Below are 25,529 nucleotides of genomic sequence, written 5' to 3'. Positions count from 1 at the left end.
TAGTCCGCTCCAGCCCTTTACTTTTCACCAGCCCTTTACTTTTCAAAGGCCCCATCCCGTGACCGTCACGCCTTTCCCCACCGCCCGCGCCCGTGCCGCCACCCGCGCGCCCTATCGCGCCATCGGCATCTGGCTGCTGGTCTGTGCCGGCCTGGTCTTCGCCATGGCCGTCATCGGCGCCATCACCCGCCTGACGGAAAGCGGCCTGTCGATCACGGAATGGAAGCCGGTGACGGGCGCCCTGCCGCCCCTGTCGGACGCCGCCTGGGCGGAGGAGTTCGCCAAGTACCAGGCCACGCCGGAATTCGCGCTGAAGCACAGCGGCATGGACCTGGCGCAGTTCAAGGGCATCTTCTTTTGGGAGTGGTTCCACCGCCTGGTGGGGCGCCTGATCGGCCTCGTCTTCCTGTTGCCCTTCCTGGTCTTTCTCGCCACCCGCCGCGTGCCGCGCAGCCTGGTGCCGCGCCTGGCCGGCCTGTTCGTTCTGGGCGGGCTGCAGGGCGCCTTGGGCTGGTACATGGTCAAGAGTGGTCTGGTGAACCGGCCGGATGTCAGCCACTACCGCCTGGCGGCCCACCTGTCGCTGGCGGTGCTGATCTATGTCGCCATGCTGGCCACGGCCCTGCCGTTGCTGTTCCCCGCCGCCAGTGGTGCCGTGCACCGGGCGCGCGTTAGTTTGCGCCGCCACGCCGGCCTCGCCATGGCCCTGGTCGCCACCACCATGGTGTGGGGCGCCTTCACCGCCGGCCTGGATGCCGGCCAGGCGTACAACACTTGGCCGTTGATGAACGGCACGCTGGCGCCGGAGGAGATGTGGAACCTCAGCCCCGCCTGGCTGAACATCCTGGAGAACACGGCGGCGGTGCAGTTCACCCACCGCTGGCTGGCCATCCTGACCGGCCTGGTGGTGTGGTCCTACGCCTTCCGTGCCCTGCGGGCTGATGTCCAGGGCCGGGTGCGGACGTTGGCCATCGCCGTGGCCGCGATGGTGCTGGTGCAGATCAGCCTGGGCATCAGCACGCTGCTGATGTTCGTGCCCGTGCACGTCGCCGCCACCCACCAGGCGGGTGCGCTGGTCCTGCTGGGCTTGTTCACCTGGACGGTGATGGAATACCGGCGGGCATAAGAGGGCCGGCGAACAAACAAAAAGGGCGCGAAGCCCATGCCTCGCGCCCTTCTGCGTTCCGGATGCCGGCCTGGTTTAGGCGGCTGCGGCCTTCTCGGCCAGCAGCTGGCGGCGGTACTCGATGGCGTCGGCGAAGACGCGCAGCATGGTGTCGATGAACTCCGGCACCACCTCTTCCGGACCGCGGGCGGTCAGCAGCTGGCGGTCGATGTTCATGTTCTGGCCTTCCTCGGCCACCCAGGTGGCGCCGGCGGCCTCGACGGTCTCGCGGATCGCCTCGTTGCCGGTCACGGTGCGGCCCTTCAGGCGCTGGGCCACGGCCAGCAGCTGGACGCCGTGGTTGATGGCGGCCACGCCCTTGCCGGCGTCCATGAAGCTGCCGATGATGCGTCGGGTGTGCGGGTTGGCGGCCAGCTTGGTCACGCTGCGCTCACCGCCCGGCAGGACCAGCAGGTCGAAGTCGGCGGCCAGCACCTCGCCAATCTGCTTGTCCGTGGGGAAATAGTGACCCCACGAGGTGCCGTGCCAGCCGTTCACCAGACCCTGCTCGGGCGAGATGATCTTGGGCGCGGCGCCGGCGCGTAGCAGGGCGCGCTGCGCTTCCGTCATTTCCACTTCTTCGAAGCCGTTGGCGATAAGGATGGCAACGGCTTTTCCAGCGAGCGGCTGATCGGTCAAATTACGTCTCCTATGTTGTTTCGGCGGCCCGACACCCGCCCGTCGCCGTTCCCCAGGGGACGGCGCCGTTGGCAAGGCGCGATGGATGCTGCCTCGTGAAAATGGCCGCCCAGGAACAGGCGGCCATGGCAAAGCGTCAGGCGCGGGCGGCTGTCGTGATGCATGCCGGGCCGATGGGATGACGCTCTATTCGCATGACACCGTAGTTGGCCTCTCCGGCGCCCCAGGTCAATCGCATTAAGACCAAATCGGGGTTGCGGTGCGGCATGGCTGGGTTGCGGGTGCGCCGCCGGCGGCTGGCACGGGTGCGGCCGCTCCATCCTAAACTTTAGGATTGGTTTTGAGAGGATGCGCCCCCGCCCCCATAGGCCCCGACCGGGGCCGCCGGAGATTTCCGGGGAACGGAGTGGACTGGAAAGCGAGGACAAGCCAAGGCCACGGATGTGGCCGCCCGGCGCCTGAGGGCGAACCAACCGAGGGCCGACTAACTAATGGCCGACAGCGCCTCTTCCAGCTCATTGAAATCGGGCATGTACTCCGTCGGCACCTTTTTTCGTGCCGCCTCGATGGAGACCTGGGGGGCGTATCCCGCCAGGTGGGATGTGATGGCCGCCCGGATGACGTGGTAGAACTGGTTCTCCTCCTCCGCCACGCCCTTCAGCCGCGAGGCGATGGGGGCGATGATGCAGTAGGACAGGAAAATACCCATGAAGGTGCCGACCAGGGCGCCACCGATCAGCTTGCCCAGCACCTCGGGCGGCTCGGTGATGGACGCCATGGTCTTGATGACGCCCAGCACCGCGGCGACGATGCCCAGTGCCGGCATGGCGTCGGCCATGGTCTGGAAGGCGTGGCTGGAGTGCAGGTCCTCGTGCTTGGCCTTCTCGATCTCCTGCTCCATCAGCGCCTCCAGCTCATGCGGATTGTCCACGCCGATGGAGAACATGCGCAGGTAGTCCGCGATGAACTTGACCGTGAACGGGTCCTTCATGATCGAGGGGTAGGCGTTGAAGATATTGCTTTCCAAGGGCTTTTCGATGTGCTGCTCGATGGCCAGCACGCCCTTGGTCTTCATCGTCTTCAGGATCTGATAGAGCAGCGACAGCAGCTCCATGTATTCCTTTTTATGGAACTTGGCGCCGGGGAAGATGCGTTTCACCGCGCCCAGCGCCTGCTTGATGGTGTGGGTGCTGTTCGCCACCATGAAGCCGCAGATGGCGGCGCCGCCGATGGTCATGAACTCCCCGGGCAGGGCCTCAAGGATGATGCCGATCTTGCCGCCGAAGATCATGAACGACCCGAACACGCAGATGAACACGCCGAGCAGGCCGATGGCGGCAAACATGAGCAGACCTTGGTAGCTGGACCCCTAAGGTTCGCAGAGTCCAGACAATCGGCCTACTTGTCAAATCCCTGATGGGGTAGGCCGACGGCGCATCGGCGCGCCCGGACGGGGGATGTCGAACGCCGCCCTGTCACCCAGCCATGACGGCAAGACCCTTGAATTCGGACGCCCCGTCCGCCATCGTTCCCGCCATCGACTGGGGTGCCGCCCGCCTGACCACCGGGCCCGCGGCTGAGATCAGACCCATGGAACCTGCTCCGGATCATGCCGGCGAAGGGAGATCGCGAGACCGTGACCTATCATCCGCCTTCGGGCCATTCATTTGCCAAGCCGTCCGTCGCCCCCCGGGTGGTCGTCATCGGTGCCGGCTGCATCGGCCTGTCAATCGCCTGGCGCCTGGCCGCCGCCGGCTGCGCGGTCGACATCTATGACCGGGGGACCGCCGGTCGGGGTGCCACCCATGCCGCCGCCGGCATGCTGGCGGCCGCCGTGGAGACGGAACCGGGGGAGCAGGCGCTGCTGCCCCTGACCCTGGACAGCCAGCGCCGCTGGCCCGCCTTCGCCGCCGAGCTGGAGGCTTACAGCGGCCTGCCCGTCGATCTGCGCACGGACGGCACGGTGCAGGTGGCCCTGACCCGCGACGATGTCGAGGTGCTGCGCAGCGGCTTCGAGTTCCAGCGGTCCTTGGGTCTCAATGTCGCCTGGCTGAATGGCGCGCAGGTGAAGGAGCGTGAGCCGTGGCTGAACCCCCGCGCCGCCGCTGGCGTGCTGGGCGCCGATGACGGCCAGGTGGACAACCGCAAGCTGGCCGTGGCGCTGAAGGCCGCGGCATTGAAGGCGGGCGCCCGCCTGCACGAGGGCGCGGCCGTGGAGGCGCTGTCGGTGACGGCGGGCCGCACCGATGGCGTGGTGGTGGATGGCGCGCTGAAGCCCGCCGACGTGGTGGCGCTGGCGGCCGGCGCCTGGTCGCGCCAGTTGCCAGGCCTGCCGGAAGGCGCGGTGCCGCCGGTGCGGCCGGTGAAGGGCCAGATGCTGGCCCTGCGCATGGACCCGGCCCAGCCGCTGTTGCGCCACGTGGTGTGGCCGCCCAAATGCTATCTGGTGCCCCGGTTGGATGGCCGCCTGATCGTGGGCGCCACGACCGAAGACAAGGGCTGGGACGACCATCTGACGGCTGGCGGCGTGCTGGCCCTGCTGGAGGCCGCGTGGCGGGCCCTGCCTGGGGTGGAGGAACTGCCCATCGAGGAGATGTGGGTGGGTCACCGCCCCGGCAGCCGCGACGACGCCCCCATCCTGGGGCCCGTACCCAATGTCGCCGGCCTGGTCATGGCCACCGGCCACCACCGCAACGGCATCCTGTTGACGCCCGGCACGGCAGACCTGGTCGCCGACCACATCCTGACCGGCCGGGTGGACCCGCTGCTGGCGCCCTTCGGCATCGGGCGATTTGGCCAGCGAACTGAGCTTGACGTGAGGCGTGCATGATCACCGTGAACGGCAAGGCCCGCGACCATGCGGACGGCCTGGACCTGCCGGCCCTGTTGGGTGAGGCGGGGCTGGGGCCGGATTCCCGCGGCATCGCCGTGGCCATCAACGGCACCGTGGTGCCGCGTGCCCGCTGGGCGGAGCGTGCCGTCGCCGATGGCGACGCCATCGAAATCGTGAAGGTGCTGCAAGGTGGCTGAAGACCTGTTCCACATCGCCGGCAAGGCGTTCACCTCCCGCCTGTTCTTGGGCACGGCGGGCTATCCCAACCAGCAGGTGTTCCTGGACAGCTTGGCGGCGTCGGGCGCTGAAGTGGTCACCGTCTCCATCCGCCGGGTGGATATGGAGGGCGGGGCCGAGGGCATCTTGGACCTCGTGCGCGACAGGGCCTGGCTGCTGCCCAACACCGCCGGCTGCGCCACGGTGAAGGACGCCGTGCTGACCGCCCAGCTGGCGCGCGAGGCGCTGGACACCAACTGGATCAAGCTGGAACTGATCGGCGACCGCGAGACGCTGTACCCGGATGTGGAGCAGTTGGTGACCGCCGCCGCCCAGTTGGTGGATGACGGTTTCACCGTCCTGCCCTATTGCACCGACGACCCCATCGTCTGCCGCCGGCTGGCCGACGTCGGCTGCGCCGCCGTCATGCCCCTGGGGGCGCCCATCGGTACAGGCCTGGGCATCCTAAATCCTTACAATATCGAAATGATCTGCGTGCGCAGCGCCGTGCCGGTCATCCTGGACGCCGGCGTGGGCACGGCCTCCGACGCCGCCCTGGCCATGGAACTGGGCTGCGACGCCGTGCTGCTGAACACCGCCGTGTCCAAGAGCACGGACCCGGTGCGCATGGCGGCCGCCATGGGCCACGCCGTCATCGCAGGTCGCCTTGCCCGCCTGGCCGGCCGCATCCCGAGGCGCACCCGCGCCGAAGCCTCCAGCCCTGAGCTGGGGCTGATCGGGGGGTAGATGTGGGATTGCCCGTCCCGCCCCTGTTGATCATCACCGACCGGCGCCAGGCGTTCCTGCCGCTGCCCCGGTTGCTGGATCGGGTGTTCGCCGCCGGCTGCCGTTGGGCCAGCGTGCGGGAAAAGGATTTGGCCCCCCAGGATCGGCTGGATCTGGTGCGCCGGCTGGTCCCCATCGCCCGCCATCACGGCGCCCTGCTGACGGTGCACGGCGACGTGGCGGCGGCGGCACTGTGCGACGGCGTGCATCTGGGGGCGGGCGGTGACGTGGCGGCGGCCCGCGCCCGCTTGGGAGCCCAAGCCCTGGTTGGCCTCTCCCGCCACCATCCCGGCGAGGGCCTGGGCGGTGCCGACTACGCCACCCTCAGCCCCATTTTCGAGACCGCGTCCAAGCCCGGCTACGGCCCCGCCCTGGGCCCCCGGGCGCTGTCCCGCCTGCCCGGCGCCCTGGCCCTGGGCGGCATCACCCCGGCCAATGCCGCCGAGGTTCGCGCGGCCGGTGCCGCCGGCCTGGCCGTCATGGGCACCGTCATGCGCGCAAGCGACCCCGGCGCCGTGGTACGGGACCTGCTGGCGGCGTGGGGCGATTAGCTGGTCACTATCGTGATGGATTGCAGCTTGGTGCCCCAGCCGGCACAGCCGGTTCCATTGGCGGCCTCAAGCATTACGGGCTTGCCTTGGGCCTGAGCCGACAGGGCGGCGCTCAGCAAGGACGGGCCGGAATATGTATCGCCCAAGTTGATTGCAAAAGTGTCCGTTGAGCAGAAGGCCGTCGAGTCTACGGCGACGAAGGCTGCTGAATTTATGCCGTTCGCGTAGACACGGACGCTGGTGATGTGGACCGCGCCACTCGTCGGTTCCGCTCCGGCGGGCTGGATCGCGCAGATCCCCATCGCCAGCACGGGGCCGGCCCATTTCAGTCCCTTCATGCTTTCCCCATTCCTGAAATCGCTTGCCGGCGTCCCCCGACGCCGCTGACCGCAAGTTATTCCATCAGTTGTAGAAGCTGAAGGCAAGACCACTTTATCTTAATGCGCCTCGCCCCAGCTGCGACCCGTGCCGGCCTCGGCCACCAGGGGCACGCTCAAGCTGGCCGCCCCTTCCATCACCTGACGCACCACGGGGATGGTGGCGTCCACCTCGGCCACCGGCACCTCGAACAGCAGCTCGTCGTGCACCTGCAGCAGCATGCGGCCGGTCAGGCCGGCGTTCGCCATGGCCGCGGGCACGCGGGCCATGGCGCGGCGGATGATGTCGGCGGCGGTGCCCTGGATGGGGGCGTTGATGGCCTGACGCTCGGCGAAGGCGCGGCGGGCGGCGTTGTTTTCCTTGATGCCCTGGATCCAGCACTGACGGCCGAACAGGGTGGTGACGTAGCCTTTCTCCTTGGCCTCGGCCTTGGTTTTCTCGAAATAGCCGGCCAGCTCGGGGAAGCGCTCGAAATACTGCTTGATGAAGGCCCCGGCCTCACCAGCGCCGATGCCCAGCTGGCGGCCCAGGCCGAAGCCGGAGATGCCGTAGATGATGCCGAAGTTGATGGCTTTGGCCTTGCGCCGGATCTCACTGGTCATCTGGTCCAGGGGCACGCCGAACACCTGGGACGCCGTCATGGCGTGAATGTCGATGCCCTCGGTGAAGGCCTGCTTCAGGGCCGGCACGCCGGCGATTTCCGCCACCAGGCGCAGCTCGATCTGGCTGTAGTCCACGGACAGCAGCACATGACCCTCCGGCGCCACGAAGGCCCGGCGGATCTTGCGCCCTTCTTCCGTGCGGATGGGGATGTTCTGCAGGTTGGGGTCGGTGGAGCTGAGGCGCCCGGTGGCGGTGGCGGCCAGGGCGAAGCAGGTGTGGACGCGGCCCGTGCCGGCGTTGATCTCCTCCTGCAGGGCGTCGGTGTAGGTGGATTTCAGCTTGGCCAGCTGGCGGTGGTCCAGCACCTTCTGCGCCACCTCCACGCCCTGTTCGGCCAGGGGTTCGAGCACGCTGCTGTCGGTGGAATAGGCGCCGGTCTTGCCCTTCTTGCCGCCGGGCAGACCCATCTCGTCGAACAGCACCTCGCCCAGCTGTTTGGGGCTGGCGACGTTGAAGGGGTGGCCCACCAGGGTATGGATTTCCTGTTCCAGCGCCGCCAGGCGGCCAGCGAAGTCGCGCGACAGCTCGGCCAGCATGGCCCGGTCCACCAGGATGCCGGCCTCCTCCATGGTCGCCACCACGGGCGTCAGGGGGCGGTCCAGCGTCTCGTACACCGTCACCAGGTGGCGGCGCAGCACGTCGGCCTTCAGCACCTGGTGCAGGCGCAGGGTGATGTCCGCGTCCTCCGCCGCGTAGGCGCAGGCGCGGTCCAGGGGCACGCGGTCGAAGGTGATGCGGTTCTTGCCGGTACCCGTCACCTCGTCGAAGGTGATGCAGGTGTGGCCCAGGTGGCGCTGCGCCAGCTCATCCATGCCGTGGCCGTGGGCGCCGGCGCCCAGGGCGTAGGACAGCAGCATGGTGTCGTCCACGGGGGCGACGGCGGCCGGGCCGGGGGCGAAGCCGTGGCGGGCCAGCACCCGGATGTCGAACTTCAGGTTATGGCCCACCTTCAGCACCGACGGGTCGGCCAGCAGCGGCGCCAGCAGGGCGCGGGCCTCGTCCAGGGGGATCTGCGGCGGCGGGGGCGGGGCCTCGCCGAAATCGAAGCCGCCGGCCTGCTCCTTAGGAGCGTCGGGGTTAATGTGCGTAAGGGGCACGTAGCAGGCGCGGCCCGGCGTGTGGGATAGGGAGAAGCCGACGAGCTTGGCCCGGTCGGGGTACAGGCCGTCGGTCTCGGTATCGATGGCCACCGTGCCGGCCAGCGTCGCCTCATCGATCCAGCGCTTCAGCACGGCGGCGTCCTGCACCAGCTCGTACGCGACCTCGGTGGGGGCGGGGATCCTGGGTTCCCCGATGGGGGCGGCCTCGGTACTGTAGAAGCGGCTGTTATAGGCGGCACGCACGGCGTCGGTGCGCTGTTCCGCCCCGCCACCGGCCGTGGCCTCCAGCGTCAGGGCCGGGGCGCCGGTGCCGGCGCCGGCGGCCCCCGCATTGCCGCCGTTGGCCTTCAGGATGTCGTTCTCGACCTTCTGGATGGCGGAGCGGAAGCCCTGCTCCCGCAGCCAGCCGATCAGGCGCTCGGGGTCGGGCTTGCGCGCCGTCAGGTTCTCCAGCGGCTCCGGCACCGGCACATGGGCCTCCAGCGTCACCAGCTGGCGGGAGATGCGGGCCATCTCCGCATGCACGGTCAGGGCCTCGCGCCGCTTGGGCTGCTTGATCTCGTGCGCGCGATCCAGCAGGGCGTCCAGCCCGCCGTACTCGGTGATCAGCTGGGCGGCGGTCTTGATGCCGATGCCGGGCACGCCCGGCACGTTGTCCACGCTGTCGCCGGCCAGGGACTGCACATCCACCACCAGTTCCGGCGCCACGCCGAACTTCTCCAGCACCTCGTCCCGGCCGATGCTCTTGTTCTTCATCGGGTCCAGCAGGCCGACACCGTCGGTGATCAGCTGCATCAGGTCCTTGTCGGACGAGACGATGACGCAGTCGCGCCCGGCCTCCCGCGCCAGGCGGGCGTAGGTGGCGATCAGGTCGTCGGCCTCGTACCCCTCCAGATGCAGGCAGGGCAGGTTGAAGGCGTCCACCGCCTGGCGGATCAGGTCGAACTGCGGGATCAGATCCTCCGGCGGCGGCGGCCGGTGGGCCTTGTAGTCCGGATAGATGGCGTTGCGGAAATTCTCCCGCTTGCTGTCGAAGATGACGGCGACGGAATGCACCTTCACGTCGGCCAGCAGCTTCATCAGCATGTTGGTGAAGCCCAGCACCGCGTTCACCGGCGTGCCGTCCGGCCGGTTCAGCGGCGGCAGGGCGTGATAGGCGCGGAAGATGAAGCCCGACCCGTCCACCAGGTACAGCGTCTCCTGCACCGTGCCCGGCACGGCCGGGATGCCGGTCACGGGCGTGGGCGCGTCCGGTGCAACGGGGATGGGGGTGGTCGCGGCAGAGGGCGCATTGGGAGTGTCGGCCATGGCGGGCATCTTCAGCGTAACGGTCGGGATGGGGCGGGCGCGTCAAGCGCGGGCGTCCCGGGCCCGCACCATGGCCGATTTGGGGCGGGGCTGTCGAGGGGCCCTCTCTCCGCGAAGCGACGGCCGGGGCGTCCCTGGTTAGTTTGGGGGCGCGTCCGCGTCGAGTGAGGCGATGATCTTGTCAAAGAGAGCGAGGTCATCCGCCAACACCGCCCATCCGGGTGACTGCCGCTGGAGTGAGAGGACGATATCCCGCCCTCGGTTCAATGCTGTCAGTGCCTCTTCAGTTCGGCTCAGCACTGCTTGGCACCTTCCGACACGTCCGAGACTAATTGCCAGGTCGCGCTGCCATTGAGCGTTCCCCGGATCGGCCCATACAAGGCGTTGGCGAATGTCGAGGGCTGAGCAGAGGCTATCTAGTGCCGTCATTAAGTCACCCTGAGCCTGTAGGATCCCCCCAATTCTATTATAAGAAACGGATAGGTCGCGCTGCCATTCAACATTCTTGGAGTCGGCAAGCGCCAGGCGTTGGCTAATGTCAAGAGCTGCGCGGTAGCTATTCAGCGCTGCTGTTAGATCTCCTTGCGCTTGCTGTATATCTCCGATCCTTTCATAAGAAACGGAAAGGTCGCGCTGCCATTGGGTATTTCCGGAATCCGCTCGGGCCAGTCTTTGGCGGATTTTGAGAGCAGCATCATAACTTATTAGCGCTGACGCCAAATCTCCTTGCTCCTGCTGGATGTTCCCGATCCTATCGTGGGAGACAGAGAGGTCGCGTTGCCATTCAGTATTTTCGGGATTAGTTAGAACTAGGTGCTGGCTAATTTCGAGATGGGCGCGGTAGTCATTCAGGGCCGCCGCGAGGTCGCCTTGCGCTTGTTTAATGTCTCCAATTTTATTGTAGGAGACGGAGAGATCGCGCTGCCATTGTGTATTTCCGGGATTAGTTAGTGCCAGGCGTTGGCTGATGCAAAGGGCCGCGTGATGGTTATCTAATGCTGCGGTCAGGTCGCCTTGCGCCTGTTGGATATCTCCAATTTTGTTATAGGAGACGGAGAGATCGCGCTGCCACTGGATGTTTTCCGGATTAGCCTTGGCCAAACGTTGGCTAAGGTGAAGAGCGGTGCGGTGGCTGACCAGTGCTGTGGTTAAGTCGCCTTGCGTCTGTTGGATATCGCCAACCTTGCTATGAGAGGCAGAGAGATCACGCTGCCACTGAGTGTTTTCGGGATCAGCCTGTGTCAAGCGTTCCGCGACGGTTCGGGCTCGGACGTAAGCCACGGCGGCGTTTTGCACTGTGTCCGTCGTCGCTAGGATATCACCCAGGTCGATCCAAACCCATGTATTGTCGGGGGACAACTCTGCCAGACGCCTCAGGGTCGTTTGGGCGGCGGCGTGGTCGTAGGTCAGGCGCTCGATGGCGGCCTGTTCTTGCAGCAGGGGGATCAGCCGGTGCCGCCGCGCCGTCTCCTCCTCCGCGATCTTGTCCGCCAGCAGCCCCCGGGCGCCGGCGGTGTCCAGGGTGGCCAGCTTGGCGCGGGCGGCGCCAATAGTGGCGTCGATGTCGGCGCCGTCGTTGGAGGTGGGCGGCGGCTGGCGTGCGCGCTCCAGGATGGCTTGGACGGCCTCTTCAGCCTTCTCCCGGATCTCGTCCAGCGACAGATCGCCTTGGTCCAAATGGTCGAAAATGGGCTTGAGAACGACCGGGTCCAACCCTTTTTCCCGTGCCATTTCCTGCCGTAGGTGCTCCAGAGCCGCCATCTGTTCGTGATGGCGGCGTTCGGCGACCTCAGACGTTTCACCAATCTGATTGATCACCGTGGCGTGGTGGCCAACGATGTTCGTTACCGGGCTTTGGCCGCCGGTGGCCGTTCCGCTCTGACGGCTCCCTCCTAGAAACCACCGCAACACGCTGGGCTACTCCCGCACGTTGCTGGCGGGGGATTTGGCGCCGGTGGAATGGGCATCCTGGCTGCCGCCGGATTTGGTGCGGTCGATGTTGGTGGCGGGCGAATGGTCACCCTCCGCCCGCGCCACCTGGGTGCTGGCCTGGGCGCCTTTCACCCAAGCGGCCAGAACAATGGCCAAGCCGGCCACGGTGGTAATGATGATACCGATAGCAAGGATCGGGCCACGCCATGTTTCCGGCACCGCGTCGACATGGCCCGCGATGGCGTAGAGGGCAAGGGCGATGACGCCCAGCGCGATGCCCGGCACCCCCGCCACCTTGCCCAGCTTCTGAAGTTGTGAAAGATCCATTCCGCACCACCTCCGCCTGCCAGGATGGCGAGAAGCCGAGGCCGGAACAAGCCTGTTTTAAAGGTGTGTCAGGGAAAGCGGTGGCGGACCCGATACGATTCGAACGTACGACCTCTGCCTTCGGAGGGCAGCGCTCTATCCAGCTGAGCTACGGGTCCATGCCGGGCGGCACGCCGGGTTTCCGGCGGCGCGGCGCGCACCATACAGGCAAGTTCCGGGCAATGCAAACGCTATGGTGCGTGCCGGCTGGCGCGCCGCTCAGGGCCCCCTGTCCAGGCGGACGTAGCGGCGCTCCATGCGGGCGGCGTTGTAGTAGACGGCGACGGGGGCGCCGGTGCCGGGGTCGGTGAAGCGCTCGCCCGTGTCCTGCCAGCCGGGCCCGGGCAGGCCGGTCAGCGGCTTGTAGGTCACCCGCTCGACACAGGCGGCCAGGCACAGGACGCCGGTGCCCACCAGCAGGCCGATGGGGAAGACCGTCACCATGTCCATGAACCAGGCGGCCAGGATGGCGGCGAAGGCCAGGGCGCTGCCGATCAGCAGCCAGGTGCAGGCGGGTTGGCGCAGAAGGTTGGAATGGGCACGCCGGGTGGGCCCGGAACCGAAATGGACATGCAGCACGGACATGATGGACGTCTCCTTCCCCTGTTCGGGGGCCCTGGCGTCGGGCGTGCCCGGATCGGCGGCGGAGCCGGCGGTCCGTGGCGGGCGTCCAGGGCGTCGAGCCCCTCTGCTTGATGGTCGTGTCAGGCTTTCCTTGAAGCAGGCTTTCCTTTCCCTGAACTCAAACGGCGGGCTGCAGCACCACGGCGGTGCCGTAGGCGACGATCTCGCTCATGGTCTCGCCGATCTCCGAGCTGTCGAAGCGCATCATGACCACGGCGTTGGCCTCCATGGCGCCGGCGTTGGCCACCATGCGGTCGATGGCCTGCCGGCGGCCCTCCTCCAGCATCTGGGTGTACTCGTGGATCTCGCCGCCCACCAGGGTGCGCAGGCCGGCGATGAAGTTGCCGGCCAGACCCCGGCTGCGCACGACCACGCCGAACACCTGGCCCTTCACGGCCACGACACGGTGGCCGGGCACGGTTTCCGTCGTCACCACCAGCATGCGGCGCTCCCGTCCTGTCAGGGGAAGCTTACGCCTGGCCGCGACCCCACGCCATGAGCGCGTTCGGTCAGGGTGGCCTCCGTCCCGCGGGACGGGGACCATCTCCGGTCAGTGGGTCGCCGGCAGGGCGGCCAGCCAGCCGTCCACCTGGGGCAGCCGTTCCCGCACCACCTTGGCGCGGTAGGCGATCTCCCCCGCCGCCTTGGCGACGCCCTGGCGGGCGGTGGCCGGCACATGCGCCTCGGCATAGGCGTTCAGCTCGCCGATGCGGGCCGGGTCGGAGGAGCGGCGCGCCACGCCGGCGAAGAATTCATAGCGCTGCATCTGGTCCAGCGTGGCCTCCACCGCGTCGACATGGGCGGTGATGAAACGCCAGGCCAGGTCCGGGTTGGCGTCGGCCACGGCCAGGATCAGCTGCGGCGCGATGGTGGTGCCCACCTCCGGCGTCAGGCTGAGGTCCAGCACCCTTTGCGCCAGGGCGGGGTCGCGCACCGCCCCCAGGGCCCCGTACAGCTGGCGGCGGGCCAGCGCGTCGGTGGTGCCGGAGGCCAGCGCGTGCAGGCGGTCGAAGGTGGCGGCGTCGGCGTGCTGGGCCACGGCGGTGATGACCGCCAGCCGGATGCCGGGGGGCAGCGCCGTGGGATCGGTGTCCTCGGCCGCCAGGCGCCGCTCCGCCTCCGTCAGCGTGTCGGGGGCGTCGAACTCGCTGAGCGCGCGGATCAGGGCGGCGCGGGTCAGGCCGACCTTGTCCCCCTGCCCCGGCTGCGGGTCCCAGCCGATGCCGGACAGCACGGGCGCCAGCACGCCGCGGGCGAAGGCGCGGAAAGCCGCCTGGCCCGGCTTGCCGGCGTAATAGCCGTCCACGTCGCGCAGGTAATCGGCCGCCTGTTCCCATACCGATGGGTCGGCGTCCGGGCGCAGGGCGCGGATCAGGGACAGGCTGTCGCTCATCGCCATCTGCCCGGCCTCGCCCAGGGCGGCGCTGTCGTACATCAGGCCCAGCTGGTCGATGGGCGCCAGCCGGTCGACATGATCGACCAGGGCCTTGAACGCCGGCTCGGTGTAAGCGGTGCGGAAATAGCCGGTCTGGCCGGCATTGGCCAGCAGGGGGCCACAGCCGGGCGCGGCGGCCTTGCCCGTCAGGGCCGTCAACAGGGCGTGCGATGGGGAACCGCCGGCCCCGCCCCCAATGGTGCCCACCGTGGCCAGGGGAACGGGGATGGCCCACAGCCGGTCGCTCAGATGGTACTGGTCGGGGATGGTCACCGGCTCGGTGGCGAAGCGCGCCTGGCGCAGGCTGACCTGCGTGCCGCCGCCGGCCATGGCCGGTGCCGTCTCCCTGGGGCCCTTCTTGCCCTTATGCGGCTTGGGGCCGTCGCCGGCGCCGCAGGTGGCGCTGACCGACACCAGGGGGATGCCGGGCTTGGTGATGAAATCGGTGGCGATGCGCAGCGCGTCCTTGGCGCCCGCCTCCTCCACCGCCTTGAACAGGTCGCGGGTGGTGGCGTTGCCGTAGGCGTGGCGCTTCATGTAGCGGCGCACGCCGTCGCGGAACACCGTCTCGCCCACCGTCGCCTCCATCATGCGGATGACGGCCTGGCCCTTGTCATAGGTGATGTCGTCGAAGGCCTCGTCCGCCTCGGCCACGGAATTGATGGGCTGCACCACCGGATGGGTGGCGGCGCGGGCGTCCAGGCGCTTGGCCCGCTCCATCGCCGGCATGGCCACCAGCCAGGGCGACCAGTCGGGATGCAGGGCGTCCATGGCCTTGGCCTCCATCCACGAGGCGAAGCCCTCGTTCAGCCACAGGTCATCCCACCAGGCCATGGTGACCAGGTCGCCGAACCACTGGTGCGCCATCTCGTGCGCCACCACCTGGAACACCCTCTGGCGCGCCGCCTCGGTGGCCAGCGCCGGGTCCAGCAGCATGTCCTTCTCGAACGACATGATGGCGCCCCAGTTCTCCATGGCGCCGAAGCCGCCGGCGCCGGGCGTGGCGATGAAGTCCAGCTTGGGCAGGGGATAGGGCGTGCCGAAATAGTCGTTGTAGCGGGCCAGGATGGCGGCGGCCGTCTCCAGGGCGAAGCGCGCCTTGTCCACCGATCCGCGCCGCACGACGACGCCGATCTCCACATCGCCGGCCTTGGCGGTGGCGCGCTCCAGGTCGCCCACGGCCACGAACAGCAGATAGCTGGACATGCGCGGCGTGGGCTGGAAATGCACCAGGTGGCGGCCGTCGGCCATGGCCTCATCCGCCTTCACCGGCATGTTGGACACGGCCATTTGGCCCTGGGGCGCCATGATGGACAGGGTGAAGGTGGCCTTGGCCGAGGGCTCGTCCCAGCAGGGCAGGAAGCGGCGGGCGTCACCGGCCTCGAACTGGGTGGACAGCATGTGGGCCGGCGTGCCGGCCCCTCCCTTGCCGTCTCCTGGCGCGTCCACGGCGGTGTAGTCCAGCTGGAACAGCCCGCGCGCCGACTTCTCGATCCGGCCGCGATAGGCGATGTCCACAGTGTGGTGGCCGGGCTGCAGGGCCGATGCCGCCGTCAGGGTGGCCGTCTGGCTGTCCTTGTCCAAGGTGACGCCGGTGGCCGGGTTGCCGTCGATGGTCACCCGGTCCAGGGTCAGGCTTTCCGCGTTCAGCACCACGGCGGGAGTGGCCGTCGCCACATCGATGTCGATGTGCACCTCACCGGCGAAGGTCGAGGCCTCGATATTGGGAATGACCGTCAGGTCATAGTGCAGGGGTGAAATGTTGCTCGGCAACCGGCCGTTGGCCGCCAGACCAATCGTGGGGCTGAGACAAATGACCGCAGTCGTCACCAGAACAGTTTTGATCACGCCTTTGAAATTAGTCGAGGCCAGGGGCATACAGCCGCTCCTACACTTGTATTGCGCGGCGCCGCTTCGGGGCGCTTTACGCTTTGGCGCGGAGTGTGCCCATGTCCACCCCGCAGTTCAATTACGGACTTCCCGACCAATATGTGCGCCCTTGCCAAAGGCAGCGGGGCGGAAGCCTTCTGGATACTATATCCGGCTGTGTTCAAGGTAAGCGCTGTCCCCACGTTGAAATCGCAGCATCGGGCCGACAATTCACGCGGGGATGCGACAGAAGAACGCAGGCCTGGCTGGAACCCGTCGTCGGCTGATGCGGCCTCTTGGCGTCGGCCCGATGCTCTTCGCACAGATTTTAGCGGCGACCGTTGGATGATGTGTCAACCTCATCTTCCCTGAACGTCGACTTCGGTATCCGATTAGTTGGGTCGGATAATCGATTTTCTGCTGATTATCCAAATATTACTTAACCGCCGATGCCGGATTATGCCGGTGAATGAATAGCAAAATCGCAAGGAGATTGGCGGGTGGTGATGAAGGCGAGAAGCGCTTAAAAGAAATTTCAAAAGCTGACGGATCGGCATGCCATTCCACCTGATGGTCTAGTCTTCAAAATTCGCATGGGCTTGTCCCTGGACTAAATCCTCAGTGGTCTATATTGAACGTCGCCTTCCGAAAGACAGCTCCGCGGTTCGCGGGCCGATCGGGGACCGCCCTAGCCGGCATTTCAAATTTCGCTGTCGTTATCGCCCGTGCGCGCCCTCCGGCGCCCTCGTGGGCGTCGCATTTGGGAAGTGTTGCCATGTTCCAAGCCCAGTCCTCGACGGCCCCCTCGGCCGCCGGCGCCCCCTCCATTTCCGCCAAGGTTCGCAAGCGTTTCGACGTCTCGGTGGCGGCGCGCATCGCCCTGCTGATCGTCGGGGCCGTGACCCTGCTGACGGTGGTCAGCCTGGCCATCAGCCACGTGCTGCTGGCGGGCTTCACCATGGAACTGGCCAAGGACCGGCAGGACGCCAACATGCGGGTGGCCTGGCATGTGCTGGAAGGCTACGGCCGGGGCTACAGCCTGAAGGATGGGCGCCTCTACGCCGGCGACACGGCGCTGGAGAACAACGTCGCCGCCGTCGACACGGTGAAACGCCTGGTGGGGGGCACCGCCACCATCTTCGCCGCCAAGGATGGCGAGATGGTGCGCATCGCCACCAACGTCATGAAGCCCGACGGCAGCCGCGCCGTGGGCACCGCGCTGGCCCGCAACGCCGTCTACGACGCCGTCGTCGGCCGGGGCGAAGCCTATCGCGGCGAGGCCGACATCCTGGGCGTGCCCTTCTACACCGCCTACGACCCCATCAAGGACGCCGGCGGCCGCACCGTGGGCGTGCTCTACACCGGCATCCAGAAGCGCATCTTCGCCGAGGCGGTGGAGCGTCTGAAGACCAGCATCCTGGTGGCCAGCGTCACCCTGGCCGTGCTGCTGGGCCTTATCGCCTGGTGGCTGGCCAGCCGCTGGGTGGGTGGTCCCGCCCTGCTGGTGGCCCGCCTGCTGGAACGCCTGGCCGCCAACGACACCACGGTTGAAATCCGCCCGACCCAGCGCCGGGACGAGATCGGACGCATGCTGCGCGCCGCGGGCGCCCTGCGCGGCGTGGTGGCCGACGTCTTCCGCCTGAAGCAGATGGTGGACGACATGCCGCTGAACGTCCTGTTGGCCGACGCCGACCAGGACTTCCGCATCACCTACGCCAACACCGCCAGCCTGGGCGCGCTGAAGACCCTGGGCGCCCCCCTGCCGCGCCCGTTGGCCGGCGGCTCGCCTGTGGGCGCCGGCATCGGCCTGTTCCATGCCGACCCCGCCCCGCTTTTGGATGTGGTGAAGAACCCCGCCCGCCTGCCCTGGCAGGGCCGCCTGACCCTGAAGAACGTCGGCGGGAATGCGCCGGGAGGCGAGGATGAGGAGTTGGAGCTGCGTGTGGCCGCCGTGCGCGACACCGACGGCCGCTATGTCGGCCCCATGATGACCTGGTCGGTGGTGACGCGGCAGGCCCGCCTGGCCGCCGCGTTCGAGACGGACGTGCATGGGGTGGCCGCCGCCGTCACCAGCGCGGCCCACACCCTGGAAGGCGACGCCCGCACCCTGACCGACAACACCGGCACCGCCTGCGCGCAAGCCCAGGACGTGCAGGCCGCCGCCAGCCAAACCTCCAGCAATGTGCAGACCGTGGCCGCCGCCGCCCAGGAACTGGCGGCCTCGGTGGACGAGGTCGGGCGGCAAGTCGAACGGTCCAAGGCCATCGCCGCCCGGGCGGTGGCCGAGGCGACCAGCACGGGTGAGACCATCGGCGGCCTGGCCGAGGCGTCGGACCGCATCGGCGCCGTGGTGCAGATGATCAGCGACATCGCCGGCCAGACCAACCTGCTGGCCCTGAACGCCACCATCGAGGCGGCGCGGGCGGGTGAGGCCGGCAAGGGCTTCGCCGTCGTCGCCTCCGAGGTCAAGACCCTGGCCGGCCAGACAGCCAAGGCCACGGAGGAGATCACCCGCTACGTCCAGGACATCGGCCAGCGCACCGGCCTCAGCGTCGCCGCCATGGAGCGTATCGGCGCCACCATTCACGAGGTGAACGAGGTGGCCGCCGCCATCGCCGCCGCGGTGGAGGAGCAGGGGGCAGCCACCCGCGAGATCGCCCGCAACGTGGCCGAGGCCGCCGACGGCACCGACCACGTCAGCCGCACCCTGTCTTCCCTGACCGACGCCACCGGTGTGGCCGGTAGCACGGCGGGCGAGGTGCTGGACACCGCCGGCAGCCTGACCCGCGAGGCCGGCCGCCTGAACCAGGCGGTGGAGGGCTTCATGAAGGCCCTGCGGGAAATGTAAGGACGTTTCTGGTTTATCTCAGGCGTCGGCGGGCATCCACCCCTTGGCTTATCCTCGATTTCCAGTCCGCCTTCGGCTCCCCGGAAATCTCCGGCGCCCGCAGTCGCGGGCTACAACGGCACGAGTCAACATCTCGTGCCGCCGCATCCAGCGGATCATCGGAAGCGATGGCAGGCGGGAGACCGGAACTCCCCACAAGGCCCGCGAGCCCGTCAACGGCAAGGTCCCTCGCCCGCCCGTGCCGGCGATCGAGGTACCGGCGCCAACTCCCGGGAAGACCGCCGGGATAAAGCCGCTCACAGAAGCCTCGGCGAGGCTAGGCCTTGTCGGGGAGGCGCGCGATCACCTTGATTTCGAAATCAAAACCTGCAAGCCAGCTTACCCCGACCGCCGTCCAGTTGGGATAGGGCGCGGTGCTGAAGATCTGGTTCTTGACTTCCATGACGGTCTCGAATTGGTTCTCCGGATCGGTGTGGAATGTGGTCACATCGACAATGTCGGCGAATGAGCCGCCGGCCGCTTCCAGGGTGGCCCGCAGGTTGTCGAATGCCAACCGAACCTGGCGTCCGAAATCAGGTTCGGGGGTGCCATCGGAACGGCTGCCGACCTGTCCTGAGACAAAGAGAAGGTCGGCGGAGCGGATCGCGGCCGAATAACCGTGCGCCTCGTAAAGGGCATGCCTGTTGGCAGGGAAAATCGCTTCGCGCCGCGTCATCTCATGGTCTCCTTTTCATTATCGCCGGTCGCGCAGGGAGGCAGGCGGCCGTCCGGCCCGCACATCACCTTCTGTTTTGATATACGCGATGTATGTGAGATAATCATATACGTTCCGTATGTCAATCCACATACGGAACGTATATGAATTTAGCGGGACGATGACGATGGCGAAGGTACGCGTTGAGAAAATGAAGGAGAACCGCGCGAGGCTGATCGCGGCGGCGCGGAGGGCCTTCGCCGAAAAGGGATACGCCGCCGCCTCCATGGATGAGTTGACCGCCGAAGTCGGTCTGACGCGTGGGGCGCTTTACCATAACTTCGGGGACAAGCGCGGCCTTCTGGCTGCGGTTGTTCATCAGATCGATGCTGAGATGGCGGCACGGGCGCGGGAGATTGGCGCCCGCGCGGGAGACGATTGGGAGGGCCTGCTGGCCGAAGGGGCCGCCTATATCGAAATGGCGCTCGATCCCGAAGTTCAGCGGATTGTTCTGCTCGATGGACCGGCGGTCCTTGGAGATCCCTCGCGGTGGCCCAGCCAGAACAATTGCTTGCAGGCGACGAAAGAAACCGTGGAACGGCTTGTCGGGCAAAACATTCTGAAACCCGTGGACACCGAGGCCGCGGCCCGGCTTGTGAACGGCGCGGCACTCAACGCGGCGCTCTGGATTGCGGCCAGCGAAGAGCCGAAGGAGGTTTTCCCGAAAGCCGTTGAGGCCTTCCAACATCTGGCCAGTGGCCTTCTTGCGCAGCCGGGATGATGCCCATTTTTCGGGATGCCATGGCCTGGCTTATCCCCCTTTCCAGTCCACTGCGTTCCCGGAAATCTCCAGCGGCCGCGCCCTATAGTGGCATGAGCCTCTGATGCCGTTGGTTTCGACGGACGACAAAAGGGACGTATAACAAAAAGGGCCGGCAGCGGATGCTGTCGACCCTTGGGTGCGGACGCCCGAGGCGCCCGGCAATCGGTGGGCTCAGACTGTCAGGTTCACGAACGCGCCACGGGTGCGGCCGGTATCCGAGGCCGCCTTCACCTGGTCCTGCGTCGGGCTGAAGTTCTGCGTGAAGCCGCCGCTGCTGCTGTTGGACGCGGTGTTGTCGGTGTTGGCCTGGTCGGTGCCCTGGTCCGAGGTCCCCTGGGTCTTGACCGGGGAAATGGATTGCACCTGCGTGTTGGAGGCATCGGTGGTCGAACCGACACCGGACGTCAGAAACGTCGCGCCGTAACCAGAGCTGTAGAAGTTGATGCCGCCGATCGACATGGGACTGGCCTCCTCTAGCCACCCCAACATATATGCTCATTTTGCAAATTGGACAAGGGCGGCGGCGGCAGAAATTGCCCACCGCCACCGCCCCTTTCATTGCCACTGGACTCTAAGCGGCCTCCAAGTCTTGCCAATAGAACGGCTTACGACTGGCCCTTCGCGTGATAGCTGATGCGCCACACCGTGCCGCCGACGTCATCCGCCACCAGCAGGCTGCCGTCGTGCGCCATGGCCAGACCCACCGGGCGGCCCCAGACCTGGGCCGGATTGGTGCCGGGCAGCCAGAAGCCGGTGGCGAAGTTCACGTAGTGGCCGGCGGGGCGGCCATGGGTGAAGGGCACGTAGACGATCTTGTAGCCCGTGGGCTTCGCCTTGTTCCACGAGCCGTGCAGGGTGACGAAGGCGCCGCCCTGGTAGTCGGCCGGAAACTGGTGGCCGGTGTAGAACAGCAGTCCCAGCGGAGCGGAGTGGGGGTCGAACAGCAGGTCGGGCACGATGGCCTTGGCCACCAGGTCCGGCCGCTTGTCGGCGAAGTCCGGCTGGGGATGGTTGCCGATGTAGGAATAGGGCCAGCCGTAGAAGCCTTCCGGCTGCAGGCGGGTGAAGTAGTCGGGCACCAGGCCGTCGCCCAGGCCGTCCCGCTCGTTCACCACGGCGTAGAGGTCGTCGGTGCCGGGGTAGAACTGCAGACCCACCGGGTTACGCGTGCCGGAGGCGTAAACGCGCTTCACCGTGCCGTCCATGTTGAATTCGGTCACGGTGGCGTGGGGCTTGGGATCCTCGGCGATGTTGCTCACGGAGCCGATGCCGACGAAGAAGCTCTTGCCGTCTGGGGCGAACTCCAGGGTGCGGGTGGGGTGGCCCTTGGGCTGGCCCAGCGCGCCGTCCGGCGTCACCTGGACGCGGTCGCCCGCCGGCTTGGTGTCGCCGTCCCTGTACGGGATCTTCCACACCGCCTTGATGTCGCCCACCCAGAGGTAGCCGTCATGGAACTCGATGCCGTAGGGGCGGTCGAAGCCGGCGGCGAAGGTGATGACCTGGTCGGCCGTGCCCGTGCCCTTGCTGTCGCGCAGCAGGGTGATCTCACCCGGCGTGGCCTGGCGGGCCAGGAAGACGTCGCCATTGGGCGCCACCGCCAGGTTGCGGGCGCGGCTGAGCCCGGTGGCGAAGACGGAAACGGTGAAGCCCTTGGGCACGTTCAGGTGGGCGCCATCCGGACGCGCCACCTCTTCCGACGAATTGCCCACGCCCTCGGTGGCGTAGGGGGCCGGCAGGTCGGCGGCGCGGATCTGGATGCGCTGCCCCACCTTCTGCTCAGGATCGCCGGCGGGGGTCGCGGCCCCGGCGGAAGACCAGGCGGGGGCAAGGGCCCCCAGGCTGAGGCTGAGGACGGACAGGACGGCAAGGCTGCTGCGGCGCATGGGTCGCTCGGATATGCGGAGGGATGATAACGTTGTCACTGTCGGTGACTTTAACCACGTTCGCAAGGTCGCAACTTGGGATAGGCCGGAATGCCGCGCCCCGCAAGTCATCGCCGTCACAGCCCCGCCTTGATGAGGTGGTTCCCCCCGCTTAAGCCGGTGTGGTCCTGGACGGCACGGCCCCGTTGGGGAATGATCGGGTCCTGGGAAGCAACAAGCGGGGCCTGCGCGTCATGATCAGTCTGCTGATGAACATCCTGTGGGTGGTGCTGTTCGGGTTCACCGGCGCGCTGGCCTGGTTCATGGCCGCGATCCTGATGGTGATCAGCGTCGTCGGCATCCCCTGGGCCCGGGCGGCCTTCAACATGGGCCTGTTCGTGCTGTGGCCCTTCGGGCAGATGGCGGTGGACCGCCGCGTGCTGACCGGCCGCGAGGACCTGGGCACCAGCCCCCTGGGCTTCCTGGGCAATGTCGTCTGGTTCCTGTTCGCCGGCTGGTGGCTGGCCCTCTACCACGTCTTCGCCGGCGTGTTCTGGTTCGTGACCATCATCGGCATCCCTTTCGGCATCCAGCACTTCAAGTTCGCCGTGCTGGCGCTGGCCCCCATCGGCAAGGCCATCGTGCCGGTGGAAACCATGGGGATGCCGCGTTATTAGGTCCTCAAACGCCGGAGTTTTTGTGCCTCAAGCGCCGGCGGGGCATCCGCCCCTTGGCTTGTCCTCGCTACGCCCTGCGGTGCTCGCTCCGGCGGCCGCGGTCGCGGCCTATTCAGTTCCTCAAGCGACCACGGTCGCCTTGGGAAAACGGGCGGCGGCCGTTCAGCCCCGCAGCGGCTCCAGCAGGTCGGGAATGCGGTCGCGGTCGACGGCGTCCAGGAATTCATCGGCCAGGCGGTCGGTCTCGGCCACGGCCTGGCGCCAGTAGCGCTGGCGCTCGGCGGGCGGCAGCGCCTTGAAGTCGCGGCGGTCAGGGATCTTGCCGTGCGGCAGGGACGCGAGAAACTCTTCCGACGGGCATAGCAGCAGGGTGCGGGCCAGCGAGGCCGCCGCCGGGCGGCGCCAGCCCAAGCCCTTGTCGAACCAGCCCGGCACCACCTTGGGCCCGAAATGCGGGAACAGCACCAGCTCGCTGCCCGGCGTCTCCGCCACGAAGGGGATGTCCAGGTGATAATCCATGATGCCGCCATCCATGTAGGCACCGGGGCCGGCCCCGCCGATGTCGCGCACCAATTCCAGCAGGAAAGGGATGGCGCCGGAGGCCATCAGGGCGTCGCCCATGTTGGCCGGGGTCAGCGGCAGGCGCCGCGTGGGAAAGCCGGCGCCCAGGTCGAAGGGATCGGCCGCGCGCGGGTCGGCGAACAGGGTGCGCTGGAAAAACAGGGGCAGACTGCGGCGGCTGACCAGGTTGGCCAGGCCCGCCGCCCCGATGCCGGCGGCCAGCCAGGCGGGATGCCGGGCGCCGAGCATCCCCCGCCCCCGCACCGCCAGCACGGACAGGCGCATGGCGGGATGGGCCAGGATTTCCCGGGCACCCTTGCGGTCGCCTTCATTGGCGCCGGAAGGCGAGCCCAGGATGATGTCCAGGAAGGCGCGGCTCTCCCGCGTCAGGGTCGGCATGGTGGCGTCGGAGGGGACGTAGGCCAGGTAGGCTTCCTCGAACCGGCGCATCACCGCCGCCGGGTCCCGCCGCGCCATGGCGGCGAAACGCCAGCTGCCGATGGAGCTGCCCACCATGGCCAGGGGCCGGGTGCGGCCCTGGAACCAACGCGACAGGATGGCCCGGTCCAGGCGGGTCAGCGCCAGCCATTTCGGCCCGCCGGAGGCCCCCGCCACCGTGCCGAACAGCTCATCCGACACGCCGTCGCGGCGCAGGCGGGCCATGGCCTCGGGCCCAGCCAGGAAACGCAAGGCAGGCGCCACGTCCTTCCCCCTAAAACCGCTCAAGTTTCGGCTTGAAACACCGCTCAAACCCGCGCATGGCTTCGCGTCCGCGCCATCCGCTATGATGGTTTCCCAACACCCCGCCGGCACGGCGCCGGCGGCGGATGTCATGTCCCAAGCATCTGATTGTTATTCAAGGAGTTGCCATCATGTCCACCCCCCACAAGCGCGCCATGGAAGCTGTGCTGGAAGCCGCCGACCTGGATATCAAGGCGGCCCTGGAGGAGCGGGGCATCACCGACAAGCATTCGGAAGAGGCCGACGACACCATCCTGGACGTGGCCATCCTGCACGCCTGGCGCATCTTCGTGCGCATCAACGAGGCCCAGGGCCTGACCGTCGATCCCGGCCTGTTCGTCGACCTGGCCAGCGAACTGGCCGAGGACATGGCGGAAGAGCGGGAGCAGTGATTTAGGAAAGAAGGCCCCACCCTGGTGCCCGCTGCCGGGATCGAACCGGCACGCCCGTGAGGGCGAGGGATTTTAAGTCCCTTGCGTCTACCAATTCCGCCAAGCGGGCATCCAGGGTCGAGGCCGCTGGACACTAGCGAAGGTGGGGCCGGCAGGGCAAGGCCGGTGACGCGCGGGACGGGCGGCGTGTGTCGAACGCGGGGCCCGCCCCGATCAGGCCGCGCCCTCCACCACCTCGGGCTCCGCCCCCATGCCGCGCACCAGGGCCGCCACCTCGTCCGTGGCGGCCCCCAGGCGCTCCACGTCCGGGCTGCGCAGCACCAGGCTGGTGGCGAAGCGGCCCTCGCGGTAGGTGGGGTAGCTGCCGATGTCCACGTCCGGATAGCGGTCCTGGATGGCGCTGAGGCCGCCGGCCAACTCCCCCTCCCCCACCAGGCAGCGCACGGTGCGGGCCAGCACCACGGGCCCACCCACCAGGCGGTTGGTCAGGCCGGCCAGCATGGCCTGCATGATCGCCGGCACGCCCGCCATGACGAAGACGTTGCCGATCTGGAAGCCGGGGGCGGCCGACACCGGGTTGTCGATCAGGATGCCGCCCTCAGGCACGTTGGCCATGCGCAGCCGCGCCTCGTTCAGCTCCCGCCCCGTGCCGGCGTAGTGCGCCTCCAGCCGGCGCACGGCCTCGGGATGGCGCAGCAGCGGCACGCCGAAGGCCTTGGCGACACAGGCGGCGGTGATGTCGTCATGCGTTGGGCCGATGCCGCCGGTGGTGAAGACGTAGGTGTGCCGGGCGCGGGTCTGGTTCACCGCCTCGATGATGGCCGCCTCGTCATCCGCCACCACCCGCGCCTCCCTCAGGCGTACGCCCATGCCGCCCAGCACGCGGGCCAGATGGTTCAGGTTCACGTCCTGGGTGCGGCCGGACAGGATCTCATTGCCAATGATGATGAGGCACGCGGTGGGGGCGGTCATCGAAGCGGGCTTTCGTCACGGGACAGGACAGGCGGCGCGATTATAGGGGGAAATGGCCGCCCGCCAACCGCCGATGGAACCAATTCGGAGGCCT

The 25,529-nt window shown here is 67.7% G+C and carries 23 protein-coding genes, 2 tRNA genes and 1 riboswitch; of the genes, 9 read left to right on the top strand and 16 right to left on the bottom strand.

What is annotated here, in order from left to right:
• The first annotated feature begins 58 nt into the window (after nucleotides 1–58).
• On the top strand, nucleotides 59–1,126 hold the full coding sequence (locus UAA55_RS18260) for a COX15/CtaA family protein (RefSeq protein ID WP_322954542.1): 1,068 nt from the start codon (nucleotides 59–61) through the stop codon (nucleotides 1,124–1,126).
• 75 nt (nucleotides 1,127–1,201) lie between these two features.
• Here the strand turns inward: UAA55_RS18260 and UAA55_RS18255 are convergent, their stop codons facing one another.
• Nucleotides 1,202–1,804, bottom strand: coding sequence for a DJ-1/PfpI family protein (locus UAA55_RS18255; RefSeq protein ID WP_145611035.1), 603 nt, complete (start codon nucleotides 1,802–1,804; stop codon nucleotides 1,202–1,204).
• Between the two features lie 484 nt (nucleotides 1,805–2,288).
• Nucleotides 2,289–3,149, bottom strand: coding sequence for a flagellar motor stator protein MotA (gene motA / locus UAA55_RS18250; protein ID WP_322954540.1), 861 nt, complete (start codon nucleotides 3,147–3,149; stop codon nucleotides 2,289–2,291).
• A gap of 187 nt (nucleotides 3,150–3,336) precedes the next feature.
• A riboswitch (TPP riboswitch) is annotated at nucleotides 3,337–3,446 on the top strand.
• Here motA and thiO point away from each other — a divergent pair.
• The 4 genes from thiO to UAA55_RS18230 all read left to right on the top strand — a co-directional run bounded on the left by thiO (nucleotide 3,441) and on the right by UAA55_RS18230 (nucleotide 6,190).
• Nucleotides 3,441–4,634, top strand: coding sequence for a glycine oxidase ThiO (gene thiO, locus UAA55_RS18245; protein ID WP_322954538.1), 1,194 nt, complete (start codon nucleotides 3,441–3,443; stop codon nucleotides 4,632–4,634). (Overlaps the previous riboswitch by 6 nt.)
• Nucleotides 4,631–4,834: a sulfur carrier protein ThiS gene (gene thiS / locus UAA55_RS18240; protein WP_322954536.1), complete on the top strand. Its 204-nt coding sequence runs from the start codon at nucleotides 4,631–4,633 to the stop codon at nucleotides 4,832–4,834. Before thiO ends, thiS begins: the two co-directional genes overlap by 4 nt.
• Nucleotides 4,827–5,600, top strand: a complete 774-nt coding sequence (gene thiG / locus UAA55_RS18235) for a thiazole synthase (protein ID WP_322954535.1) — start codon at nucleotides 4,827–4,829, stop codon at nucleotides 5,598–5,600. The genes thiS and thiG overlap by 8 nt, the downstream gene beginning before the upstream one ends.
• Nucleotides 5,601–5,602: 2 nt before the next feature.
• The gene (locus UAA55_RS18230) at nucleotides 5,603–6,190 is read left to right on the top strand and encodes a thiamine phosphate synthase (protein ID WP_322954533.1); all 588 of its coding nucleotides are present in this window, start codon (nucleotides 5,603–5,605) and stop codon (nucleotides 6,188–6,190) included.
• Here UAA55_RS18230 and UAA55_RS18225 read toward each other — a convergent pair.
• From UAA55_RS18225 to UAA55_RS18190, 8 genes are all read right to left on the bottom strand, one after another.
• Nucleotides 6,187–6,528: a hypothetical protein gene (locus UAA55_RS18225; protein ID WP_322954532.1), complete on the bottom strand. Its 342-nt coding sequence runs from the start codon at nucleotides 6,526–6,528 to the stop codon at nucleotides 6,187–6,189. The genes UAA55_RS18230 and UAA55_RS18225 overlap by 4 nt on opposite strands.
• Before the next feature lie 99 nt (nucleotides 6,529–6,627).
• The gene (polA, locus tag UAA55_RS18220; RefSeq protein WP_322954531.1) at nucleotides 6,628–9,639 is read right to left on the bottom strand and encodes a DNA polymerase I; all 3,012 of its coding nucleotides are present in this window, start codon (nucleotides 9,637–9,639) and stop codon (nucleotides 6,628–6,630) included.
• A gap of 138 nt (nucleotides 9,640–9,777) precedes the next feature.
• Nucleotides 9,778–11,550 carry a tetratricopeptide repeat protein gene (locus tag UAA55_RS18215; protein ID WP_322954530.1) on the bottom strand — a complete coding sequence of 591 codons (1,773 nt, stop codon included), beginning with the start codon at nucleotides 11,548–11,550 and terminating at the stop codon, nucleotides 9,778–9,780.
• Nucleotides 11,551–11,556: 6 nt separating this feature from the next.
• The gene (locus UAA55_RS18210) at nucleotides 11,557–11,898 is read right to left on the bottom strand and encodes a hypothetical protein (RefSeq protein WP_322954529.1); all 342 of its coding nucleotides are present in this window, start codon (nucleotides 11,896–11,898) and stop codon (nucleotides 11,557–11,559) included.
• Between the two features lie 81 nt (nucleotides 11,899–11,979).
• A tRNA-Arg gene (locus tag UAA55_RS18205) sits at nucleotides 11,980–12,056 on the bottom strand.
• Between the two features lie 100 nt (nucleotides 12,057–12,156).
• On the bottom strand, nucleotides 12,157–12,522 hold the full coding sequence (locus UAA55_RS18200; protein ID WP_322954528.1) for a hypothetical protein: 366 nt from the start codon (nucleotides 12,520–12,522) through the stop codon (nucleotides 12,157–12,159).
• Between the two features lie 157 nt (nucleotides 12,523–12,679).
• Nucleotides 12,680–13,003 carry a heavy metal-binding domain-containing protein gene (locus UAA55_RS18195; protein ID WP_322954527.1) on the bottom strand — a complete coding sequence of 108 codons (324 nt, stop codon included), beginning with the start codon at nucleotides 13,001–13,003 and terminating at the stop codon, nucleotides 12,680–12,682.
• A 108-nt stretch (nucleotides 13,004–13,111) separates the two neighbouring features.
• On the bottom strand, nucleotides 13,112–15,826 hold the full coding sequence (locus UAA55_RS18190) for a M1 family metallopeptidase (protein ID WP_322954526.1): 2,715 nt from the start codon (nucleotides 15,824–15,826) through the stop codon (nucleotides 13,112–13,114).
• An 814-nt stretch (nucleotides 15,827–16,640) separates the two neighbouring features.
• Between UAA55_RS18190 and UAA55_RS18185 the strand changes: the two genes are divergently transcribed.
• Nucleotides 16,641–18,713 carry a methyl-accepting chemotaxis protein gene (locus tag UAA55_RS18185; protein ID WP_322954525.1) on the top strand — a complete coding sequence of 691 codons (2,073 nt, stop codon included), beginning with the start codon at nucleotides 16,641–16,643 and terminating at the stop codon, nucleotides 18,711–18,713.
• 316 nt (nucleotides 18,714–19,029) lie between these two features.
• Here UAA55_RS18185 and UAA55_RS18180 read toward each other — a convergent pair whose 3' ends face one another.
• Nucleotides 19,030–19,428 (bottom strand): RidA family protein, encoded by a 399-nt coding sequence (locus UAA55_RS18180; RefSeq protein ID WP_322954523.1) that lies wholly within the window; start codon nucleotides 19,426–19,428, stop codon nucleotides 19,030–19,032.
• A 160-nt stretch (nucleotides 19,429–19,588) separates the two neighbouring features.
• Between UAA55_RS18180 and UAA55_RS18175 the strand changes: the two genes are divergently transcribed.
• Nucleotides 19,589–20,188, top strand: a complete 600-nt coding sequence (locus UAA55_RS18175; protein ID WP_322954522.1) for a TetR/AcrR family transcriptional regulator — start codon at nucleotides 19,589–19,591, stop codon at nucleotides 20,186–20,188.
• Nucleotides 20,189–20,401: 213 nt separating this feature from the next.
• Here UAA55_RS18175 and UAA55_RS18170 read toward each other — a convergent pair whose 3' ends face one another.
• Together UAA55_RS18170 and UAA55_RS18165 are read right to left on the bottom strand one after the other, a co-directional pair.
• The gene (locus UAA55_RS18170; protein ID WP_322954521.1) at nucleotides 20,402–20,689 is read right to left on the bottom strand and encodes a hypothetical protein; all 288 of its coding nucleotides are present in this window, start codon (nucleotides 20,687–20,689) and stop codon (nucleotides 20,402–20,404) included.
• A 146-nt stretch (nucleotides 20,690–20,835) separates the two neighbouring features.
• Nucleotides 20,836–22,113, bottom strand: a complete 1,278-nt coding sequence (locus tag UAA55_RS18165; RefSeq protein WP_322954519.1) for a PQQ-dependent sugar dehydrogenase — start codon at nucleotides 22,111–22,113, stop codon at nucleotides 20,836–20,838.
• A gap of 233 nt (nucleotides 22,114–22,346) precedes the next feature.
• On the opposite strand from UAA55_RS18165, the gene UAA55_RS18160 reads away from it, so the two are divergent.
• Nucleotides 22,347–22,769, top strand: a complete 423-nt coding sequence (locus tag UAA55_RS18160; protein ID WP_322954518.1) for a YccF domain-containing protein — start codon at nucleotides 22,347–22,349, stop codon at nucleotides 22,767–22,769.
• Nucleotides 22,770–22,931: 162 nt separating this feature from the next.
• On the opposite strand, the gene UAA55_RS18155 is transcribed toward UAA55_RS18160, so the two are convergent.
• On the bottom strand, nucleotides 22,932–24,032 hold the full coding sequence (locus UAA55_RS18155) for a patatin-like phospholipase family protein (protein ID WP_322954517.1): 1,101 nt from the start codon (nucleotides 24,030–24,032) through the stop codon (nucleotides 22,932–22,934).
• Nucleotides 24,033–24,202: 170 nt separating this feature from the next.
• On the opposite strand from UAA55_RS18155, the gene UAA55_RS18150 reads away from it, so the two are divergent.
• Nucleotides 24,203–24,463 carry a hypothetical protein gene (locus tag UAA55_RS18150; protein WP_145611027.1) on the top strand — a complete coding sequence of 87 codons (261 nt, stop codon included), beginning with the start codon at nucleotides 24,203–24,205 and terminating at the stop codon, nucleotides 24,461–24,463.
• Nucleotides 24,464–24,485: 22 nt separating this feature from the next.
• Here UAA55_RS18150 and UAA55_RS18145 read toward each other — a convergent pair.
• Both UAA55_RS18145 and UAA55_RS18140 read right to left on the bottom strand, forming a co-directional pair.
• Nucleotides 24,486–24,572 (bottom strand) — tRNA-Leu (locus UAA55_RS18145).
• A gap of 104 nt (nucleotides 24,573–24,676) precedes the next feature.
• Nucleotides 24,677–25,435, bottom strand: a complete 759-nt coding sequence (locus tag UAA55_RS18140; RefSeq protein WP_322954516.1) for a competence/damage-inducible protein A — start codon at nucleotides 25,433–25,435, stop codon at nucleotides 24,677–24,679.
• Nucleotides 25,436–25,529 lie beyond the last annotated feature (94 nt).

The organism is Nitrospirillum guanabarense (genome assembly GCF_034653355.1).
In the GTDB taxonomy this organism is placed as follows: Bacteria; Pseudomonadota; Alphaproteobacteria; order Azospirillales; family Azospirillaceae; genus Nitrospirillum.
This window is presented reverse-complemented; position numbering and strand designations above follow the sequence as displayed.

Bases quoted from the DNA above. Each gene is read 5' to 3' on its own strand.
- polA (WP_322954531.1), bottom strand. From the start codon at position 9,639: ATGGCCGACACTCCCAATGCGCCCTCTGCCGCGACCACCCCCATCCCC.
- UAA55_RS18165 (WP_322954519.1), bottom strand. From the start codon at position 22,113: ATGCGCCGCAGCAGCCTTGCCGTCCTGTCCGTCCTCAGCCTCAGCCTG.
- motA (WP_322954540.1), bottom strand. From the start codon at position 3,149: ATGTTTGCCGCCATCGGCCTGCTCGGCGTGTTCATCTGCGTGTTCGGG.
- UAA55_RS18185 (WP_322954525.1), top strand. From the start codon at position 16,641: ATGTTCCAAGCCCAGTCCTCGACGGCCCCCTCGGCCGCCGGCGCCCCC.
- UAA55_RS18150 (WP_145611027.1), top strand. From the start codon at position 24,203: ATGTCCACCCCCCACAAGCGCGCCATGGAAGCTGTGCTGGAAGCCGCC.
- UAA55_RS18140 (WP_322954516.1), bottom strand. From the start codon at position 25,435: ATGACCGCCCCCACCGCGTGCCTCATCATCATTGGCAATGAGATCCTG.
- UAA55_RS18195 (WP_322954527.1), bottom strand. From the start codon at position 13,003: ATGCTGGTGGTGACGACGGAAACCGTGCCCGGCCACCGTGTCGTGGCC.
- UAA55_RS18210 (WP_322954529.1), bottom strand. From the start codon at position 11,898: ATGGATCTTTCACAACTTCAGAAGCTGGGCAAGGTGGCGGGGGTGCCG.
- UAA55_RS18160 (WP_322954518.1), top strand. From the start codon at position 22,347: ATGATCAGTCTGCTGATGAACATCCTGTGGGTGGTGCTGTTCGGGTTC.
- UAA55_RS18225 (WP_322954532.1), bottom strand. From the start codon at position 6,528: ATGAAGGGACTGAAATGGGCCGGCCCCGTGCTGGCGATGGGGATCTGC.
- UAA55_RS18200 (WP_322954528.1), bottom strand. From the start codon at position 12,522: ATGTCCGTGCTGCATGTCCATTTCGGTTCCGGGCCCACCCGGCGTGCC.
- UAA55_RS18175 (WP_322954522.1), top strand. From the start codon at position 19,589: ATGACGATGGCGAAGGTACGCGTTGAGAAAATGAAGGAGAACCGCGCG.
- UAA55_RS18170 (WP_322954521.1), bottom strand. From the start codon at position 20,689: ATGTCGATCGGCGGCATCAACTTCTACAGCTCTGGTTACGGCGCGACG.
- UAA55_RS18180 (WP_322954523.1), bottom strand. From the start codon at position 19,428: ATGACGCGGCGCGAAGCGATTTTCCCTGCCAACAGGCATGCCCTTTAC.
- thiS (WP_322954536.1), top strand. From the start codon at position 4,631: ATGATCACCGTGAACGGCAAGGCCCGCGACCATGCGGACGGCCTGGAC.